The organism is Nonomuraea deserti, from assembly GCF_004348685.1.
Taxonomy (GTDB): domain Bacteria; phylum Actinomycetota; class Actinomycetes; order Streptosporangiales; family Streptosporangiaceae; genus Nonomuraea; species Nonomuraea deserti.
In genome coordinates this window covers 12643-31284 of record NZ_SMKO01000070.1, presented here as the reverse complement: position 1 = coordinate 31284, position 18642 = coordinate 12643, and the positions used below count along the sequence as shown (strand labels likewise).

The following is an 18642-nucleotide window of genomic DNA, read 5'->3' as shown; positions in this document are numbered from 1 at the left end:
AGATGATGGCGTCAGAACAGCTCGACGCGGCCATGAACCACTGGGAAGCGGGAGAACTCGACGAGGCCGCCGCGCTGTTCAGGCAGATCGCGGCCACGGGTGACCCGGAGGCGTCCCACCTGCTGGCGGGGCTGCTGCAGGAGCAGGGAGACCTGGACGGCGCCGAGGCGGCGCACCGATCGGTGATCCAGTCGGGTGATCCGGTGTTCGGGCAGCGCTCGGCCATGGCCATGGGCATGATGCTGGTCAACGCCAAGGAGTGGCCGGCGGCCCACCGGGTGCTGACGATCGCCTCCGACGGCGCCGACTTCGAGGTGGCCGCGCTCGCCGAGACGGCCATGGTCCTGGTGTGCACCCAGCTGGGCGACGCGCAGGGCGCCCAGGAGGCGCTCGAACGTGCCCGCAGGTGTGACAGCCCCGCCGTGGCCGAGCTGGCCGCGCGGCTCGAACTGCCGGAGTTCGAGCAGGATCCCGCCTCCGCCCACGACCTGTACGAGGCGGCCGAGAGCGAGGACGACTACCAGGCGCTGCTGACCTGCGGCGACCCCGAGGTCGTGTCGCTGTCGGCGTTCCGGCTCTACCAGCTGTACGCCGAGGCGGAGGAGTTCGGCGCGGCCCGCGAGGTGTGCGAGCACGCCATCGCCGTCGGGCACCCCGACCACCTGGCCATGGCGCACAAGCTGCTCGGAGCCGTCCTGGTGGACCTCGGCGAGTACGCCGACTCCGCGGCCGCCTACCGGGTGGCCGCCGAGGACCCCAGGCCCGACATCCGGTTGCCGTCGCTGATCGAGCTGGCCAAGGTGACCGCGCAGCTCGGCGACGAGGACGAGACCAAGGCGATCTTCCGCAGGGTGATCGCCAGCGGGCAGCGCGAGCACGCCGTCGAGGCCCAGGCGTGCCTGGCCCAGATGCACGCCGAGGCGGGCGAGGTGGCCGAGGCGCTGGCCGCGCTGCGCGCGGTGCTGGAGGCCGGCGAGAGCGAGTGGGCCTCGATCAGCGTCACCCTGCTCGGCATCCTGCTCGAACGGCACCCCGACGCCCACGACGAGATCATGCGGCTGACGGCGTTCGCGGCCGGGCACGCCGACGCCGACGCCGCGTTCAAGGCCGGGCTGCTGCTCGACCACGACGCCATGCAGCAGCCGCTGCCCGATCCCGTCGAGGAGCAGGCGCTCCAGGACACCGACAGCGGGCTCGCCCGGCTGCGGAACGGCGACCTGGCCGAGGCCAGGCGGCTGCTGCGCAGGGCCGCCGACTCGCCGGCGCCGGCGCAGTCGCTGCGGGCCATGGTGGCGCTGGCCGAGCTGGAGCTGGGCGAGGGCGACCGGGAGCAGGCCGACGAGCTGCTGGCGTACGTGGCCGAGAGCGACGACCTGCTCCAGGGCTTCAGCGCGACGTTCCTGCTGCACCTGCTGCGCGTGTCGGGGGCGGAGCCGCATCCCGTGCTCGCGGCGATGCTCGACCACCAGCGGATGGGCAGGGAGGAGGGGCTGGCCCGCTACCGCGCGACCATGGACCACCCGGACCCCGCCGTGGCCGCGATCGGGACCGCCGTGTTCGCCCAGGTGCTGGTCTCCATCGGGTTCGACCTTTCGGACGCGGCCGAGCTGTTCGAGCGGGCGGCGGACTCCGGCGACCCGCTGGCGCTGTCGTACACCGCGCTGATCCGCAAGGACGTGCTGCCGGACACGGACGAGGCGGCCGCGCTGCTGCGCCGGGCCTGGACGGACGGCCATCCCGCGCTGGCGGCCTGGGTGGCGTACGCGCTGGGCGGGCTCGTCGCCGAGGACGACCCGCTCCTGGCGCGGGCCGCGTACGAGCGGGCGACGGAGGCCGAGCACCGGGGCCTGCGCGTGGAGGCCGCAGCCGACCTTGCGGCCCTGTACGAGAAGCAGGGAGACCTGCTGGCCGCCTGCCGCCTGCACGAGCGGCTGATCGCGGAGGGGCAGGGGGAGCGCAGCGCGCTGCCGCTGGGGTACACCAGGGTCAGGCTGGACGATCTCGACGCCGCCCGCGCGGCCTTCGCCCGGGGCTCCGACGAGGTCAGCACGTTCGGGCACGCGCTGCTCGGCCAGGACTTCGAGGCCGCCGCGGCGGCCTTCCCCGAGGGAGACGCGCACGAGATGGCCGGCGCGCTCGCGATGGAGTGCGCGCACGCCTGGCAGCGCACCCGCCAGACCGGCGCCGCCGACCGGACGCTCTCGCTGGTGGTCGCGGCAGGGAACCCGGACCTGCGGCAGCGGGCCGGCTGCTACCTGGGCGCCCTGCGCGACGACTCCGGTGACAAGCGCGGCGCCGTGGACGCGTGGCGGCAGGCGGCCGGCCCAGCGGCGAGCGGCGCGGGCGACCACCTGACCGGCGTGGCGCTGCGCTCCGCGGGACGGGTGCTGATGGAGCTCGGCGAGCACGCCGAGGCCGCCGAGGCGTTCGCCGGCGTGCCGGAGACCGGCGACGAGCGCCTGCGGGTCCCGGTGGCCCTGGGATTCGGCGAGGCGCTGGTGGCCTGCGGCCGCGTGGACGAGGCCGGCGAGCGGCTGGCCGCGGCGCTGGGCGAGAACGCGTCGCTGCACCTCGCCCGGTTCCTGCTCGACCACGGCGACGCCGAGGGCGCGCTCGCGGCCATGACGGCCGCGCCGCCCGAGGTGACCGGGGAGTCGGAGCGGCTGCGCGGCACCCTGCTGGCCAGGACCGGCGACCTGGAGCCGGCGCGGGCGGCGTTCGAGCGGGCGGCGGCCATCGACCCGGCCTCCGAGCCGCGGACCATGCTGGAGGCCGGCCGCTGCCTCATGGCCGCCGGTGACACCGAGTCCGCGCACTTCGCCCTGGAGCGGGCCGCCGCGCAGGAGGACGACGTGTACGCCGCCGCCGTCTCCCGCCACCTCCTCGGCCGGGCCACCCCCGAGGAGCTGCCCTGGGTGCTGGCGGCGGAGGGCGACCGGCAGGGCGCCCTGGCGGCGCTGACGGAGCAGACCGGCTCCGAGCTGACGGCCGGGCTGCTGCTCGCGCTCGACGCCGAGGACCTGCCCGGCGTCCGCGACCTGCTGGCCGGCGCCGGCCCGGCCGACCTTGGGGAGGCCCTGCGGGAGGTCCTGTCCAGGGCGCGGGACATGGACGACGGCGTGGCGGGCCCGTTCCTCGAGCTGGTCACCGAGCTGGGCGAGCCCGCGCTCGCGGCGGAGGCCGGGATCGAGCTCGGCGCCGTGCTCGCGAACGAGGGCCACCACTGCCGGGCCGAGCTGAGCTTCCTGCCCGCCACCGAGCGGGCGGAGACGGCCGAGACGGCCTGGCGCAACATCGCGGTCGTGCGACGCCGCCGCGGCGACCTCGACGGGGCCGTGGAGGCGGCCAGGGCCGCGCTGCCCGCCACCGCCCTGGTCCTGGCCGGCCTGCTGCGCGAGCGCGGCGACGCCGACGGCGTGCGTGCGGCGCTGGCCGAGGGGGCGGCGGCAGGCGACCTCGAATGCCGCCGCCACCTGCTCGTCCATCTGCTGCAGGAGCAGGACCACGACGCCCTGGAGCGGGAGGCCGAGCAGGCCGTGGCCACCGGTGATCCCGAGACCGTCGCCATGGCCTACTGGACGTGGGGCGACGCCCACAAGGCCAGGGGCGACATGGAGGCCGCGGCGCGCACGTACGGCATGGGCATCGACACCGGATTCCCCGGCACCACGCCGAGCATCCGGGTGGACCTGGCCAGGGCGCTGCGCGAGCTGGGCGACACGGAAGGGGCGGCCCGCGAGATCCGGCTGGCCATCGAGTCCGGCGAGCCGGACGCGATGGGCAGGGGCGGCGTGCAGCTCGGCGCCTGGCTGCACGAGGAGGGCGACGAGCTCGGCGCCGCGCGGGCGTTCGAGGCGGCCGCGGGCACCGGCACCGACCTGGCCAGGACCGCGATGGACAACCTCGAAACCCTCGCCTACCAGGCCTGCGGGCGCGGCGATCACCCACTGGCCATGCAGGTGCTCGCGCTCATGGGGGAGAGCGCCGCCGAGGCGGCCCGCGAGCTGGGGGACCTCTGCGAGGACCCGGAGGCCGTACGCGGATATTACGAGCTGGAGGGAGCCGGGCCCTTCACCGAGCTGCGGGTGGCCGAGCGGCTGGCCGATCTCGACCGTACGGACGAGGCCCGCGCGATCTACGAGCGGTTGCACGAGCACGACGACCCCGACGTGCGCTTCGTGGCCGGCGGCAGGCTGCTCGAGCTGCTCGACGAGGAGGGCGACTCCGAGGCCTTCTACGACCTGACCGAGCGCCAGGCGGGCGACGCCGACAGCCCGGCGAGAGGGGTGTTCGCCAGCCTGCTCGGCATGCTCCAGAGCAGCCAGGGCGACACCGAGCAGTCACTGCGCACGCTGCGGGAGGCGGCGGAGGGCGGCGACCCGACCGTGCTCACCGCGTTCGCCCAGGCGCTGGTCGAGGCGGGCGAGGTGGACGAGGGCCGCGAGGTCTACCGCCGGGTGCTCGACGCCGGGGACCCCGACCGGACCGTGCGGGCCATGATCGCGATCGGGCAGACCTACCACGACGAGGACGGGACGCGGGCGCGCGAGTGGTACCGCAGGGCCGTCGAGGCGGGAGACGGGCACAACGGCGCGCTGGCGGCCATGTACCTGGGCGCGCTGGCCAAGAACGAGCGGGACTTCGGCGAGGCGCTCACCTGGTACCAGCGGGTCATCGACGCGGGCGACCCGGAGTCGGGGCTGGCCGCGGCGCACCTCGGCGAGCTCTGCTACTGGCTGGGGGACCGGGACGGGGCGCTGCGGTACTACGAGCAGACCCTGGGCCTGACCGAGCAGCCGGACCTGGTGGCCGAGGCGGCCTGCCGGCTGGGGGAGATCCGGTACGAGCGGGGCGACCTGGAGCAGGCCAGGCGGATGTTGCGGAGGGCGGCGGACACCGGCGACGCGTCGTTCGCCACCGAGGCGGAGGCGCTGCTCGCGAAGATCGGATGACCGCGAGCTTGCGCCTAATTTAATGACCAATTAATCTCATCTAGTCAAACAAACGGGGTGAGATCCATGGTCAAGGCAGGACGGCCGCCACAGGATCCGGCGCGCCAGCGGGAGCGGGCGCACCGGATCCTCGACGCCGCAACCGAGCTGGTCCTGCGGTGGGGCTACGACAAGACCACGATCGACGACGTGGCCAAGCGCGCCGGCGTCGCCAAGGGCACCATCTACCTGCACTGGAAGACCCGCGACGAGCTGTTCACCGCGCTGCTGCGCCGCGAGCGGGTCCTCATGCTGGACGGCGTGCGCCGCAGCGAGCCCGCCACGCTCAGCGCGCTCTACGGCGCGTTCGCCCGCGAGCTGCTGCGCCGGCCCCTGCTCCACGCGCTGCTGGGTGACGACTCCGAGGTGCTCGGCAAACTGACCCGCCAGAAACTGCGCGGCACGAGCACGCCGGAGCTGTTCCCGGCCCAGGACTCCTACCTGGCCGAGCTGATCAAGCGTGGCGCCGTACGCGAGGAACCGGGAGACCACGCCATGGTGGTCGGCGCCATCCTCTACGGGTTCCTCTTCATGCCCGAAGGCATGCAAGGAGGGCCCCGGCCCTCCGACGACCGGGTCGCGGACCTCGTGGCCGACACCATCGAGCGCACCATGAGCACCGGCCGCCCGCTCTCCGACGACGACGCGGAAGCCGTGGCGCGGGCCACGCTCGAATACCTCGGCGCCGTCACCGAGATCGGGGAGACGAAGCTGGCGGCCTCCATGAACGGCTACGACAGCACCGCTGGGAGCGCGCGATGAAGGCCGTGATCCCCCTCGACGACGCCGCCGCCGACCTGGCGACCGCGGGCGGCAAGGGCGCCTCACTGGCGCGGCTGGCCAGGGCGGGGCTGCCCGTCCCCGGCGGGTTCCACGTCACGACCGACGCCTACCGCGCGTTCGTGGCGGAGTTCCGTGACGAGATCCTCAGGGCGTCCTCGGCCGACCCCGCCGTGATCGCGCGGATGTTCGCCGAGCACGACATCCCCCCGGGGATCGCCGACGAGATCCGCCACGCGTACGCGGCGCTCGGCGGCGACGTGCCCGTCGCCGTCCGCTCCTCGGCCACGGCCGAGGACCTGCCCGGCATGTCGTTCGCCGGGCAGCAGGACACCTACCTCAACATCCGGGGCGACGCCCTGCTCGACGCGGTCAAGCGCTGCTGGGCCTCGCTGTGGAACCCGCGGGCCGTCGCCTACCGCGACCAGAACGGCGTCCCCCACGACGACGTGGCGCTGGCCGTGGTGGTGCAGGAACTGGTCGACGCGGACGCGGCCGGCGTCATGTTCACCGCCGACCCGGTCACCGGCGCCCGCGACGAGACCGTGATCAACGCCTCGTGGGGGCTGGGCGAGGCGGTCGTCGGCGGGCAGGTCACCCCCGACACGGTGGTGGTGTCCGGCGGAGCGGTCGTCCAGTCGCGGACCGCCGACAAGACCGTGATGACCGTCCGCACCACCACGGGCACCGAAGAGCGGCCCGTGCCCGCCGACCTGCGCGGCAAGGCCGTGCTCGACGACGCGCGGGCCGTGGAGCTGGCCGGCCTCGGCGCACGGATCCAGGCGCTCTACGGCACGCCGATGGACGTCGAGTGGGCCTCACACGACGGCGCGTTCGCCATCGTGCAGGCCCGCCCGATCACCGGCCTCGCAGCCGAGGTCGAGGAGTGGAACGACAGCCTCAAGGGCGACTACCTGTGGACCGGCGGCAACCTGGGCGAGGCCATTCCCGACGTGATGACGCCGCTGACGTGGTCGTTCGTGCGGCTGTTCATCGCCGAGGCGATGTCCGCCTCGACCCTGCCCGGCTTCGACCTGGTCGGCAACATCGGCGGCCGGTTCTACATGAACCTGAGCGTCGTCCACTCCATCGCCGCGGCCATGGGCATGAAGAGCCGGCTCAGCGCGGTCGAGCAGGTCTTCGGCAAGGTCCCGCCCGGTCTCGACGTGCCGCTGGTGAAGGTATCCCGGTGGGAGATCCTCAAGCGCGTGCTGCCCATGGCCGTGCACATCCGCCGCCGCGTGCGTACGAACCTCAAGGGCATGCGCGCGTTCCTGGCCACCTCCCGGCAGCGCTGCGAGGACCTGCGGGACAGGATCGCCGCCACCGGCTCCGCCGCCGAGCTGGCCGCCCTGTGGGACACGGAGATCCTGGAGCACACGGTCACCGCCTGCAGCATGCTGGAGGCGGCCGGCCGCCAGGGCGGCACGACCCTGGTCTTCACCCGCGACCGCCTGCGCCGGCTGATGGGCGAGATCGACGCGGAAGCCATGCTGACCGGGGTCAACAGCGGTGGCGAGCTGGCCAGCCTGGGCCCGGTGATGGGGCTGACCAGGCTGGCCAGGGGAGAGATCACCAGAGACGAGTTCGCCCGCACGTACGGGCATCGCGGCGCCCACGAGTTCGAGGTGTCGATCCCCCGCCCCGGCGAGGACCCCGCCTGGATCGACGCCCAGCTCGCGGGGCTGAGCGACCTGCGGGACGACACGGAGGCGCTGCTCACCCGGCAGGCCAAGGCCAGGGAGGAGGCGTGGGCGCGCTTCGCCGAGCGTTATCCCCGCAAGGAGGCCAGGATGCGCGCCCGGGTCCAGCGGTGGAGCGCTGTGGTGCGCGACCGCGAGGCGACCCGTTCCGAGAACATCAGGGCCTTCTGGGCGCTGCGGGCCTTCGCCGTACGCGCGGGGGAGCTGACCGGCCACGGCGACGACGTGTTCTTCCTGCACCTGGAGGAACTGCTCGCCCTGCTGCGCGGCGACCCGGCGGCGCTGGAGCGGGTGCCGGTGCGGCGGGCCACCTACGAGCGGTACGCCGCGCTGCCGCCCTACCCGGCGCTGATCGTCGGCCACTTCGACCCGGTGCGCTGGGCCGCCGACCCCGGCCGCCGGGGCGACCTCCACGACGCGCGCGGATCCTCCGTCACCGTGAGCGACACCGTGACCGGCTTCCCCGGCGCGCCCGGCGTGGTCGAGGGCGTCGCCCGCGTGCTCTCGGGTCCCGAGGAGGGCGAGCGGCTCAAGCCGGGCGAGATCCTGGTCACGACGCTGACGAACGTGGGCTGGACGCCGATGTTCCCGCGGGCCGCCGCCGTGGTGACCGACCTGGGGGCGCCGCTGTCGCACGCCTCGATCGTCGCCCGCGAGCTCGGCATCCCGGCCGTGGTCGGCACCGGCAACGCCACCATGCGGCTGCGCGACGGCGACCGCATCAGGGTCGACGGCGAGCGGGGCACGGTCGAGTCGCTGGAGTCACAAGACTCCGCCAATGCGGTCGCGCCCGAGGGTGAGGTGTGATCACGTCGTTCGACATGATCGACCAACCGAACCCAGACGACGAACGCGAGCTGGAAGCGCGCTGCGCCCGCTTCAGGATCGCCAAGCAGGAGCTCGACCGGGCCGTGCGGCGGCACGGCGAGAGTGACGAGGAGGACGAGGCCGACTCCGCGGCGTGAAGGCGTCCTGAGCGTGTCGTGCTCGGGTGGTCAGTCCTCGCGCACGCTCTCGAGGACGTGCGAGCGGCCGCTGATCACGCGGTGGCCGCCCGGGCTGAGCGAGTTGACGAACAGGCGATCGACTCCCGGCAGGGCGGCCAGCCGGAGCATCACGTCGCGAGCGGCGATCCGCCACCGGTGGGACGGGGCCATCCACTGGATGAACCGCCGTCCGAAGCGCTGGACCTCGGCGATGCTCGGCGCCATGCGCTCCTGGTAGCGAATGAGCGCGCCGGGCAGGTCGCCGTCCGCGGTGAGCTCGTCGGCCAGGATCCACGCCCCCGCCATGGCCATCGACGCCCCCTGCCCGGCGAACAGCGACACCGCTTGGCAGGCGTCGCCCACGAGCGCGACCCGCCCCGCGTGCCAGCGCTCCATCTCGACCTGCGTCACCAGGTCGTAGTAGAGCTCGGGCGGGCCGGGACAGCGGGCCAGCACTTCTGGCAGGATCCAGCCGCGCTCGCCGAAACCGCGGCGCAGCGCGGCCACGGGATCCCCTGGCAGCGCCGGATCGGGCTCACGGCGCAGCAGCAGCAGCGACAGCCGGTCGTCGCGCAGCGCGTACGCGCCGGCCATCACACCGGGCTCGGTGAGCATCTGGTAGCGCGTGCCGATCTGCTCGCTGAGCCGCGCGTCACGCAGGGTGAAGGCGGCCACGTGGTGCCCGAGGAAGCGCGGCGCCACGTCGCCGAAGGCGAGCTCGCGCACCCGCGAACGGGCGCCGTCGGCCCCCACGAGCAGGTCGGCCTCGCGTGACGTGCCGTCCGTCAGCCGTATCGACACCCCCTCGGCGTGCTGGTCGAACGACTCGACACCGGCACCGTACGTGATGGGGGCGCGCACCTCATCGGCGATCACCCGTGCGAGGTCGCCGCGGAGCAGGCTCATGATGTCCTCCAGGCCGGAGGGCAACGTCAGGCCGCTGGTCCGGCGCCCGCGGCGGTCGACGTAGCCGACCTCGACGACCGGGTAGCGGACGTCGAGCAGCCGGGGCAGCAGCCCCATCCGCCTGGCCACCTGATAGCCGGGGCCGTAGAAGTCGATCATGTAGCCGCCGTCGCGGAACGCCGCCGCGCGCTCGACGAGCTCCACCTCCCAGCCGGCGCGTTCGAGGTGCCAGGCCAGGGTCAGCCCGGCGATGCCGGCTCCGCAGATGAGTGCCTTCACGATGGTTCCTCCGGAATGCCCAGCATGGACCGCAGCGGCCCCGCCATCGCCGCCACATCGAGGTCGGGGTCGAGCGAGCGGTGGAGGATGACGCCGTCCAGCGCCGCGGCCAGCATCGCGGCCGCGGTCGGGGCGTCGCCCTGATAGCCCGTCTCGGCCAGCCACGCAGCGACGTGGGAGCGGAACGCGGCGATCTGCCCGGCCAGCCTCTCGCGCAGCTCGGGAAGCCGCGTGGACGCCAGGAACATCTCCACGACCAGCAGCGAGGCGGGGTCCGTGCCGCCGTAGCGCGACAGCTCGCCGAGCAGCCAGTCGACTGCCTCGCCGATCCGGGGGCGGGCGCGAAGCTCGTCGGCGAGGGAGTCGAGCAGCCCGCCGGTGAAGGCGAGCCCGGCCGCGACGAGCAGATCCGTCACGGAGGCGAAGTGGTAGTGGACGACGCCGGGAGCCACCCCGGCCCGCTCGGCGACCAGCCGGGTGGTGACGCCGCCCCACCCGACCTCGGGCACGAGCGTGACGGCCGCGTCGAGCAGCCGCTGCCGGGTGGCTCTGCCGCGTTCCGCTGAGGTTGAGGCCATCAACGACCTTTCTGGACGTACGACTTGGGCATTTGCCCAAATCGTACACCCAGGTCGTACGTCCAGGAGGAAATTCGTTTGCGCCGCCGGTCGCGGCTCTGGTGTGCTGACCCCAGCCGAACGATCAGAGGAGCACCACCATGCGAGCACCGGTCATGTCCACCCAGGAAGGAAGATCCATCTCGATGAAGGACATGACGTTCGGTGCGTATCCTCAACCTCGGAATCCTCGCGCATGTAGACGCCGGTAAGACCAGCCTGACCGAGCGGCTGCTGCACGCCGCCGGCGTCATCGACGAGATCGGCCGCGTCGATGACGGAAACACCCAGACCGACTCCCTGGCCCTCGAGCGGCAGCGCGGCATCACGATCAAGTCCGCGGTGGTCTCGTTCGTCGTCGGAGACACCACGGTCAACCTCATCGACACGCCCGGCCACCCCGACTTCATCGCCGAGGTGGAGCGCGTGCTGAGCGTGCTCGACGGCGCGGTCCTGGTCGTCTCGGCCGTGGAGGGCGTGCAGCCGCAGACCCGCGTGCTCATGCGCACGCTGCGCCGGCTCGGCATACCCACGCTGATCTTCATCAACAAGATCGACCGCCGGGGCGCCGACCCCGGCCGCGTGTTCGGCGAGCTCGCCGAGAAGCTCTCCCCGGCCGTCGCCTCCATGGGGTCGGCCGCCGGTCACGGCACGGCCGACGCGTCCTTCACGCCGTTCGGCGACGAGCCGGGCTTCGCGGGCCGCCTGCTCGACGTGCTCGCGGACCAGAGCGAGGCGCTGCTGGCCGCGTACGTGCACGACGAGGGCTCCGTCTCGTACGCCAGGCTCCGCGCCGAGCTCGCCGCCCAGACCGGGCAGGCGCTGGCGCACCCGGTGTTCTCGGGCTCGGCGATCACCGGGGCGGGCGTCGACGCGCTGATCGCCGGCATCGAGGAGCTGCTCCCGGCCGCCGAGGGCGACCCCGAGGGCCCGCTGTCCGGCACGGTCTTCAAGGTCGAACGCGGCCCGGCGGGAGAGAAGATCGCCTACGTGCGCATGTTCTCCGGCACGATCCGCACCCGCGACCGGCTGAGCTTCGCCCGCGAGGGGGAGTTCGGCGCGCCCCGCCAGGGGAAGGTCACCGCGATCAGCGTCTTCGACCGGGGCACGGCGGCGCAGGGTCCTGAGGTGGGCGCGGGCCGCATCGCCCGGTTGTGGGGGCTGGCCGACGTCCGGATCGGCGACACGATCGGCCTGCCGCGCAAGGCCGAGACGCAGGGCCATTTCGCGCCGCCGGCGCTGGAGTCGGTGGTGACGCCGGTCCGGCCCGGCGACCGGGGCGCGCTCCATCTGGCCCTCGCCCAGCTCGCCGAGCAGGACCCGCTGATCGCCCTGCGCCAGGACGACGTGCGCCAGGAGGTGTCGGTCTCCCTCTACGGCGAGGTGCAGAAGGAGGTCATCCAGGCCACGCTGCGCGACGACTACGGCATCGACGTCACCTTCAGGGAGACGACCACGATCTGCGTCGAGCGGCCGATCGGCACGGGAGCCGCGGTCGAGGCGATCGGCAAGGAGCTCAACCCGTTCCTCGCCACCGTCGGGCTGCGCGTCGAGCCGGGCCCGCGCGGCGGCGGGGTCGAGTTCCGGCTGGAGGTGGAGCTGGGATCGCTGCCGTACGCGTTCATGAGGACGATCGAGGAGACCGTGCACGAGACGCTCCGGGAGGGCCTGCGCGGCTGGCAGGTCGTCGACTGCGTGGTCACGCTCACCCATTCCGGCTACCTGGCCAGGCAAAGCCACATGGGAGGAGGTTTCGACAAGAGCATGTCGAGCACCGCGGGAGACTTCCGCCACCTCACGCCGCTGGTCCTGATGAGCGCGCTGGCGCAGGCCGGCACCATGGTGGAGGAGCCGATGCAGAGCTTCCGCATCGACCTGCCCGCCGACACCGCCGGTCAGGTGCTGCCCGTGCTGGCCCGGCTGGGTGCCGTGCCGCGCGCCCAGTTCCCCGGCCTGCTGGCGGGCGACATCCCGGTGGCCGGCGTGCACGCCCTGGAGCAGCAGCTGCCGGGGCTGACGCGGGGCGAGGGCGTGCTGGAGTGCGACTTCGACCGCTACCAGCCCGTACGCGGGCCCGTTCCCGAGCGCCCGCGCACCGACCACAACCCGCTCAACAGGAAGGAGTACCTGCTGCGCGTCGTCCGGCGGGTCTAGCGGCCGTCCCGGTCGGGGTCGGCCGACAGGACGATCGCACCCAGGTAGCCGTCGCCGTCCTCCACGGCGGTCATGAGCATGCCGTCGCGGTAGTCCTCGTCCTTCTCGTTGACCGTGTCGCGCCCCGGGTTGGCGGAGTACGGGGGCCTCGCCAGGACCTCGGCGTTGAGCGCCTCGTCGAACATCAGCTGCGTGCACAGCACGCGCCTGTCGCTGGCGTGGACCATGACGTGGATGTGCACGGTGCGGCCGGGGTACCAGCCCGGCCAGATCGTGGTGAACTGCACGATGCCGTCGGGGTTGGTGACCTGGGCGCCCCGCAGGTAACGCTTGTCGTCCGTGGGCGTCATATCGGTCATGAGCGGCTTGCCGAGGCTGCCGCCCTTCGACTCCTTCTCGGCCCCCGAGTACAACCCGGCGGCGTCGCAGTGCCAGATCTCCACCACGGCGTCGCGCACCGGCCGGCACGTCGCGCTGTCCTGGATCCTGATGCCCAGCCGCAGCCGCACGCCCGGCTTGCCCTCGCGGATGTCGCTGCGGATCTTGCCGGCGTCGAAGTAGAAGGGTCCCTGTGTCGCGCTCGGCGTCAGGCGGCACGTGCCGGCGCCGGCGAGCAGCGAGGAGAGATCCGTGGTGACCGTGCCGGCCCTGGCGCCGGAGGCGGACAGCAGGCCGCCGAGCCCGAGCGAGCTGACACCGGCGATCAGCCGCCGCCGGCTGACGCGCCGGCCTTCATGATCGTGTCGCACTTGAGTTCCTTCTGGGCGTTCCGTCCCCTCACACGAACTTCTCACGGAACGACGGAAATCCTCCGCAGGCGCGGCGGTGACCAGGCGTTCCTGCGAGCGCGGCGACCGAAGCACGACGGCGTCCATGATCTCGCCGACACGGCCGGCGACTCGGGCTGCTCGGCAACCGGCGGCGCTCCGGCTCGACGGCGCCGCAGGCCAGGGCCTCCGGCGGCTGACGTGGCGGCGGGAGCGCGCTCCGGCGGACACTTGCCGGGGCGCGCTCCGGCGTGATGCATTTACGGCGTGACCTCAGCGATCTTGCGTGACCGGGTGACCCGCGACCGGGTGGTGGACGCCGTCCTGGTCCTGGTGGTGCTGGTGGCGGAGCTCGGCCCGATCGCCGCGCACCCCACCTTCTGGCTCGTACTGGTCGGGCTGGGCGCGGCGGCTCTCATGCCGTTCCGGCGGCGGCATCCCATCGCCGTCGCGGTGCTCACCGGCGTGCTCTACGAGGTGGCCTACCTGGCGCCGTGGCCCGACGCGCCCAGCAGCGCCATGCTCATCGCGCTCTACGCCGCGGGCCGCCACACGGGCGTGCTGCCGTCGGCCACGGTCGCCGCGGCCGCCGTGGCCGGCGGCGCGCTGGTCTCCAATGCGAGCTGGGAACACGACCTCTCCGCGGTCCTGGTCGTCGCGCTGTCACCCGCGCTGCCGGTGGCGGCGGGGCAGGTCATGCGGATGCGCGCGGAGCTGACCCGGAGGCGGGAGCAGCAGGCGGCCGAGCGCGCGGTACGCGAGGAGCGCCGCCGCATCGCCCGCGAGCTGCACGACGTGATCGCCCATCACGTCAGCGTGGTGACCCTCTACATGGGCGCGGCCAGGCGGACCATCCCTGCCGATCCCGAGCGCGCCCGGGAGGCCCTGCTCACCGGCGAGGACACCGCCCGCCAGGCGATGACCGAGATGCGCCACCTGCTGGACGTGCTGCGCACCGACGGCGAGCCGATCGAGAGCCAGGCGGGAGTGGGGGTGACCAGGCTGCCGACGCTGGTCGAGGAGTCCGGCAACGCCGCGCTGGAGGTCACCGGCGAGGCGGTCGAGCTGCCCACGACCGTCGACCACGCGCTCTACCGCATCGTCCAGGAGGCGCTCACCAACACCCGCAAACACGCGGCGGGCGCACGGTCGACCGTGCGGCTGGTGTACCGGTCCGGCCACGTCGAGGTCGAGGTCGCCGACGACGGGCGGGCGCGCCAGCACGGCGGGGAGCTGGGACTCGGGCTGGCGGGCATGGCCGAGCGGGTGTCACTCTGCGGCGGGGAGCTGCGCGCCGGTCCCGCGCCCGGGGGAGGATTCGTGGTGCGTGCCCGCATCCCGCTGTTGGAGACGATGTGATCCGAGTACTTGTCGTGGACGATCACGCGGTGGTCCGCGCGGGGCTGCGCCTGCTGCTCGAGACCGGGCCCGGCCTGGTCACCGTGGGCGAGGCGGCCGACGGGCAGGAGGCGATCCACCAGAGCCGCGCCTTGCGGCCCGACGTGGTGCTGATGGACCTGCACCTGCCGGGCATGGACGGCGTGGCGGCCACGGAACGCATCGTCACCGAACTGCCGGGCACGAGGGTGCTCGCGCTGAGCACCTTCGACCTGGAGGAACACGTGGTCGCGGCGCTCCGCGCCGGCGCGTCCGGCTTCCTGCCCAAGGACGTCTCGCCAGAGGAGCTGATCGAAGGCATCAGGATCGTGCACCGGGGCGAGGCGACGGTGGCGCCCCGGCTGCTGCTCGGCCTGATCGGCACGTTCGTCCGGCCCTCACGCCCCCGTGCGGTCCAGGTCCCGGAGCGGCTGTCCGGGCTCAGCGAACGGGAGCGGCAGGTGCTCGAACTGATCGCGCGAGGGCTGTCCAACCAGGAGATAGCCGGCGAGACCGGCCTGGCGGTGTCGACGGTGAAGAACCGGGTGAGCGACCTGTTCGCCAAGCTCGGCGTGCGCGACCGGGCCCAGGCCGTGATCGTCGCCTACGAGGCCGGGCTCGTCACCCCCGGCGACCGCCACCCCTAGCGGCGCGCTTCGAGGCCGGTGACGATCTTCTCGGCCGTCGGCGACTCCACGATGTCCACCAGCCGCCCGTCGCTCAGCAGCAACACCCGGTCGGCCCGGGAGGCCACGGCCGGGTCGTGGGTGACCATGATGACCGTCTGCCCCATGGCGTCCACCACGAAGCGCAGCACCGCCAGGATCTCGCGCCCCGATCCGGTGTCGAGGTTGCCCGTCGGCTCGTCGGCGAAGACGACCTCCGGCCCGGCCACCAGCGCGCGGCAGATGGCCGCCCGCTGCTGCTGGCCGCCCGACAGCTCGTGCGGCCGACGGTGCACGTGGCCGGCGATGCCCATCCGGTCCACCAGCTCGTCCACCCGGCCGGGTGCCGGCGGCCTCCCCGCCAGCCGCAGCGGCAGCTCGATGTTCTCCCTCGCGGTCAGCGCGGGCAGCAGGTTGAACGCCTGGAAGACGAAGCCGATGCGCAGCCCGCGCATGCCGGACAGTTCGGCCTCGCCCAGCGTCGAGAGGTCGGCCCCGCCCACGCTCACCGAGCCCGACGTCGGCCGGGTCAGGCCGGCGGCGCACTGCAGCAGCGTCGTCTTGCCGGAGCCCGACCGCCCCATCACCGCCGTGAAGGAGCCGCGGGCGAAGTCGTGATCGAGGTCGCGGAGCGCGGTGACCGCGGAGGGCCCCGTGCCGTAGACCTTGCCGACCCCACGGAGCCGCACCACCGGCTCGGCGTCGCCGCTCATGTCGAACCCTGCCTCTCTTCGTGATTCATGGTCGCCCGGACGACCAGCAGCGACCCCGCCAGGGCGGCGATGAGCCCGCCCCCGCCGAGCAGCGCCAGCCAGCCGAAGGGGATGAACGACACCGCGGCGGCCGGGCCGCCAGGCTCGCTCGCGGCGTGCACGAACGCCATCCAGGCGCTCGCCGCCAGGGCCAGGAGGATGACGGGCACGATCGTGAGCGCGCTCTCCCAGCAGGCCATCCGCATCGCCTGGCCGCGGCGCATGCCGAGGTGCCGCATCGCGGTGATCTCCCGCCTGCGGTCGATCAGCGCCAGGCACAGGCTGTTGACCGCGGCCACCAGGCTGAACAGCGCGACCAGCACGGCGAGGTAGGGCGTGGTGCGGTTGGCCTCGGCGCTCGCCCGGCTCTTGCGCCACACGTACTCCTGCCTGGTCACGGACTCGACGGCGGTCCGCGGATCCAGGGCCTCGGCGAGGCCGGTCCCGCGGACGTACAGCCGGTCGTACAGCTTCGTCGGCAGGTAGGTGCCGGCGATGGCCGCGGAGGGGAGCAGGACCTGCCCCAGCTCGCCGGTGCCGGCGTAGATCGTGGTCACCGTGTGCAGGGTGTCCTCACGCGTGCCCGGCAGGCGGATGCGCAGGCGCGTGCCGATCCCGGCCTCCTGCCCGGCCGCCAGCGACTCGGTGATGGCCACCTCATGCTCGCCCAGTTCCCCGGGCGGCCGGCCGCGTACGGACAGATCGACGACCTGCGTGATGTCCCCGGTGACCACGGTGGCGGTGACCTGCGGCGCGTCCTCGACCGGTGCCCGCCCCTCCACCGACACGGCGATCGGCATCGCGCCGATCCCGACCACGGCGGACGTGCCGTCGTGGTCGAGGACGCGGCGCCGCAGTTCCTCCGACAGCGCACCGTACCCGGCCGAGGTCTGCAGCACGTGGTCGGCCCGCACCGCCGCGGCGGCCCGTGCGGCCGAGCGCCAGTCGTAGAAGGACTGCGTGCTCATGACAACCCCGGCCAGCGTCGCGCCGAGCGTCAGCGAACCCACCGCGCCGGCGAACCTGCGATGGTTGAAGACCACGTTGGCGGCGGCGAGGTGACCGCTCGCCCGCGACACGCGGGCGACCACGGCCCGCACCGGCCCGCCCAAGACCAGCACGGCCCACGGGGCGAGCATCCCGACCGAGGCCACGGCCACGAACACCGTCGCGAACTGCAGGAACAGCAGGCCGAGGTCGCCGAGTCCGGTCAGGCCCGAGAGCTGGGCGAGGGACAGGACGCCGGCCCCCGCCAGCAGCGTCAGCCCGGTCAGCAGCCGAACCCTGCCGAGCCGGCGGCCCTCCGCCGGCGCCTCCCCCAGCGCGTCGCCCGGGCGGATCCGCAGCGCCCGCCGTACCGCGGCCAGACTCGCCGCCACGGCCATGGCCAGGGTCAGCGCGAACGTCCACACCATGGGCAGCAGGCGGTAGCCGACCTCGAGCGCCACGTTGACCGTGCCGAAATCGCGGAAGCGGTCGGCGGCCAGGGGGGCGAGGAGCATGCCGAGCGGGACGGCCGCCACCGTGGCGACCACGGCCAGCAGCACGCCCTCCGCGAGCAACATCCGCCGGATCTGCCCCGGGCGGGCGCCGACGGCCCGCAGGACCGCGATCTCCGTGCCGCGGCGGCGGACCGACAGCCCCATGGCGGCCGCGATCATGCCCGTCGAGACCAGCGCCGTGGACCACACCAGGAACCACGCGGTGGTGAACCCGTCCGGAACGACGATGTTGTTCTCCTGCCGGCCGCGCTCCGCGCCGACAGCGACCCGCACCGCCCGCGGACCGGCCAGGTCGTACGGTTCCACGGCCCGCGCCACGGCCGCCCGCAGCGTCTCCACGCCCACGCCGGGCCGGGGGTAGACCCCGAGTGCGTCGGCCCCCCTGCCGCGTCCCGCCAGCTCCGCCACGTGGCGGTCGGCGAAGAACAGCGCCGACTGGTGCCGCCAGGCCGAACGGGGTACCGCCACGCCGACCACCACGTGGGTGCGGACCGTGCCTGCCACGGAGACGTCGACCCGGTCCCCGACGTTCACCCGCGCCGTCGCGGCCAGCCGCGCGTCGGCGACCACCTCGCCCGCGCTTCGGGGCGCCCGTCCCTCGCGAAGCAGGAAGGGCGTCAGACGCGCGCTCGACCAGCCATGGCCCCACTGCGCCTCGCGCTGATCCCCGGGCACCTCCACACGGGTGCCGCGCACGAACAGGCCGACCGGGAATGTGAGGTCGGGAACCGTCCGCTCCACCTCCGGCAGCGCGTCCACTGCAGCCACCAGCCCGGGCGAGATCGTCCCTCCCTTCGAGCCGACGACCAGTGGCACTCCCGCGTACCGCTCCACCGGGACCACCTGCCGGTCCGCGGAGTCGACGACGAACCACATGGCGCTGACCGTGGTCGCCGCGACGACCAGCGTTATGAACGTGCCCAGCAGGCCGCCCGGATGCCACCGCAGCGTCCGCCACGCCAGCCACGTCATGTCCCGCCGCCTTCGTCCTGAGCCATGCGTCCAGCGTCCCGCCCGTCAACGAGCGGATCTTCGGTCGCCGGGAGGATCGTCGCGGGGGACCCCAGGCCCTGCCGGGCGGCGCGGAGGGACCGTGGTCCCGGTCCCGGCCGATCGCCGATATGGATCTGTCACTGAACCGGTGTAGTTACTTTCTTACTTTC

Annotated in this window: 12 protein-coding genes; 7 read left to right on the top strand and 5 right to left on the bottom strand. The window is 73.6% G+C overall.

Features of this window, described 5'->3' with window-relative positions:
* The first annotated feature begins 2 nt into the window (after window positions 1-2).
* The 4 genes from E1292_RS24625 (at window position 3) to E1292_RS51325 (ending at window position 8439) form a co-directional block, all read left to right on the top strand.
* Window positions 3-4952, top strand: a complete 4950-nt coding sequence (locus E1292_RS24625; protein WP_165974720.1) for a tetratricopeptide repeat protein — start codon at window positions 3-5, stop codon at window positions 4950-4952.
* Between the two features lie 66 nt (window positions 4953-5018).
* Window positions 5019-5753 (top strand): TetR/AcrR family transcriptional regulator, encoded by a 735-nt coding sequence (locus E1292_RS52295; RefSeq protein ID WP_132597579.1) that lies wholly within the window; start codon window positions 5019-5021, stop codon window positions 5751-5753.
* Complete coding sequence (locus tag E1292_RS24615) at window positions 5750-8281, top strand: PEP/pyruvate-binding domain-containing protein (protein WP_132597578.1); 2532 nt, start codon at window positions 5750-5752, stop codon at window positions 8279-8281. The genes E1292_RS52295 and E1292_RS24615 overlap by 4 nt, the downstream gene beginning before the upstream one ends.
* Window positions 8278-8439: a hypothetical protein gene (locus E1292_RS51325; protein ID WP_165974719.1), complete on the top strand. Its 162-nt coding sequence runs from the start codon at window positions 8278-8280 to the stop codon at window positions 8437-8439. Before E1292_RS24615 ends, E1292_RS51325 begins: the two co-directional genes overlap by 4 nt.
* A 30-nt stretch (window positions 8440-8469) precedes the next feature.
* Here the strand turns inward: E1292_RS51325 and E1292_RS24610 are convergent, their stop codons facing one another.
* Window positions 8470-9645 carry an FAD-dependent oxidoreductase gene (locus E1292_RS24610; RefSeq protein ID WP_165974718.1) on the bottom strand — a complete coding sequence of 392 codons (1176 nt, stop codon included), beginning with the start codon at window positions 9643-9645 and terminating at the stop codon, window positions 8470-8472.
* Window positions 9642-10223 (bottom strand): TetR/AcrR family transcriptional regulator, encoded by a 582-nt coding sequence (locus E1292_RS24605; RefSeq protein ID WP_132597576.1) that lies wholly within the window; start codon window positions 10221-10223, stop codon window positions 9642-9644. Before E1292_RS24605 ends, E1292_RS24610 begins: the two co-directional genes overlap by 4 nt.
* Window positions 10224-10427: 204 nt before the next feature.
* On the opposite strand from E1292_RS24605, the gene E1292_RS24600 reads away from it, so the two are divergent.
* Entirely contained in the window at window positions 10428-12416 is a 1989-nt protein-coding gene (locus E1292_RS24600) for an elongation factor G (protein ID WP_132597575.1), read from the top strand.
* On the opposite strand, the gene E1292_RS24595 is transcribed toward E1292_RS24600, so the two are convergent.
* The gene (locus E1292_RS24595) at window positions 12413-13165 is read right to left on the bottom strand and encodes an intradiol ring-cleavage dioxygenase (RefSeq protein WP_165974717.1); all 753 of its coding nucleotides are present in this window, start codon (window positions 13163-13165) and stop codon (window positions 12413-12415) included. The two genes, E1292_RS24600 and E1292_RS24595, sit on opposite strands and share 4 nt — an antisense overlap.
* Before the next feature lie 285 nt (window positions 13166-13450).
* Between E1292_RS24595 and E1292_RS24590 the strand changes: the two genes are divergently transcribed.
* On the top strand, window positions 13451-14542 hold the full coding sequence (locus E1292_RS24590; protein ID WP_132597573.1) for a sensor histidine kinase: 1092 nt from the start codon (window positions 13451-13453) through the stop codon (window positions 14540-14542).
* On the top strand, window positions 14539-15207 hold the full coding sequence (locus E1292_RS24585) for a response regulator (RefSeq protein ID WP_132597572.1): 669 nt from the start codon (window positions 14539-14541) through the stop codon (window positions 15205-15207). The genes E1292_RS24590 and E1292_RS24585 overlap by 4 nt, the downstream gene beginning before the upstream one ends.
* Here the strand turns inward: E1292_RS24585 and E1292_RS24580 are convergent.
* Both E1292_RS24580 and E1292_RS24575 read right to left on the bottom strand, forming a co-directional pair.
* Entirely contained in the window at window positions 15204-15938 is a 735-nt protein-coding gene (locus E1292_RS24580; protein ID WP_132597571.1) for an ABC transporter ATP-binding protein, read from the bottom strand. The genes E1292_RS24585 and E1292_RS24580 overlap by 4 nt on opposite strands.
* Window positions 15935-18451: an ABC transporter permease gene (locus E1292_RS24575; RefSeq protein WP_132597570.1), complete on the bottom strand. Its 2517-nt coding sequence runs from the start codon at window positions 18449-18451 to the stop codon at window positions 15935-15937. The genes E1292_RS24580 and E1292_RS24575 overlap by 4 nt, the downstream gene beginning before the upstream one ends.
* Between the last annotated feature and the right edge of the window lie 191 nt (window positions 18452-18642).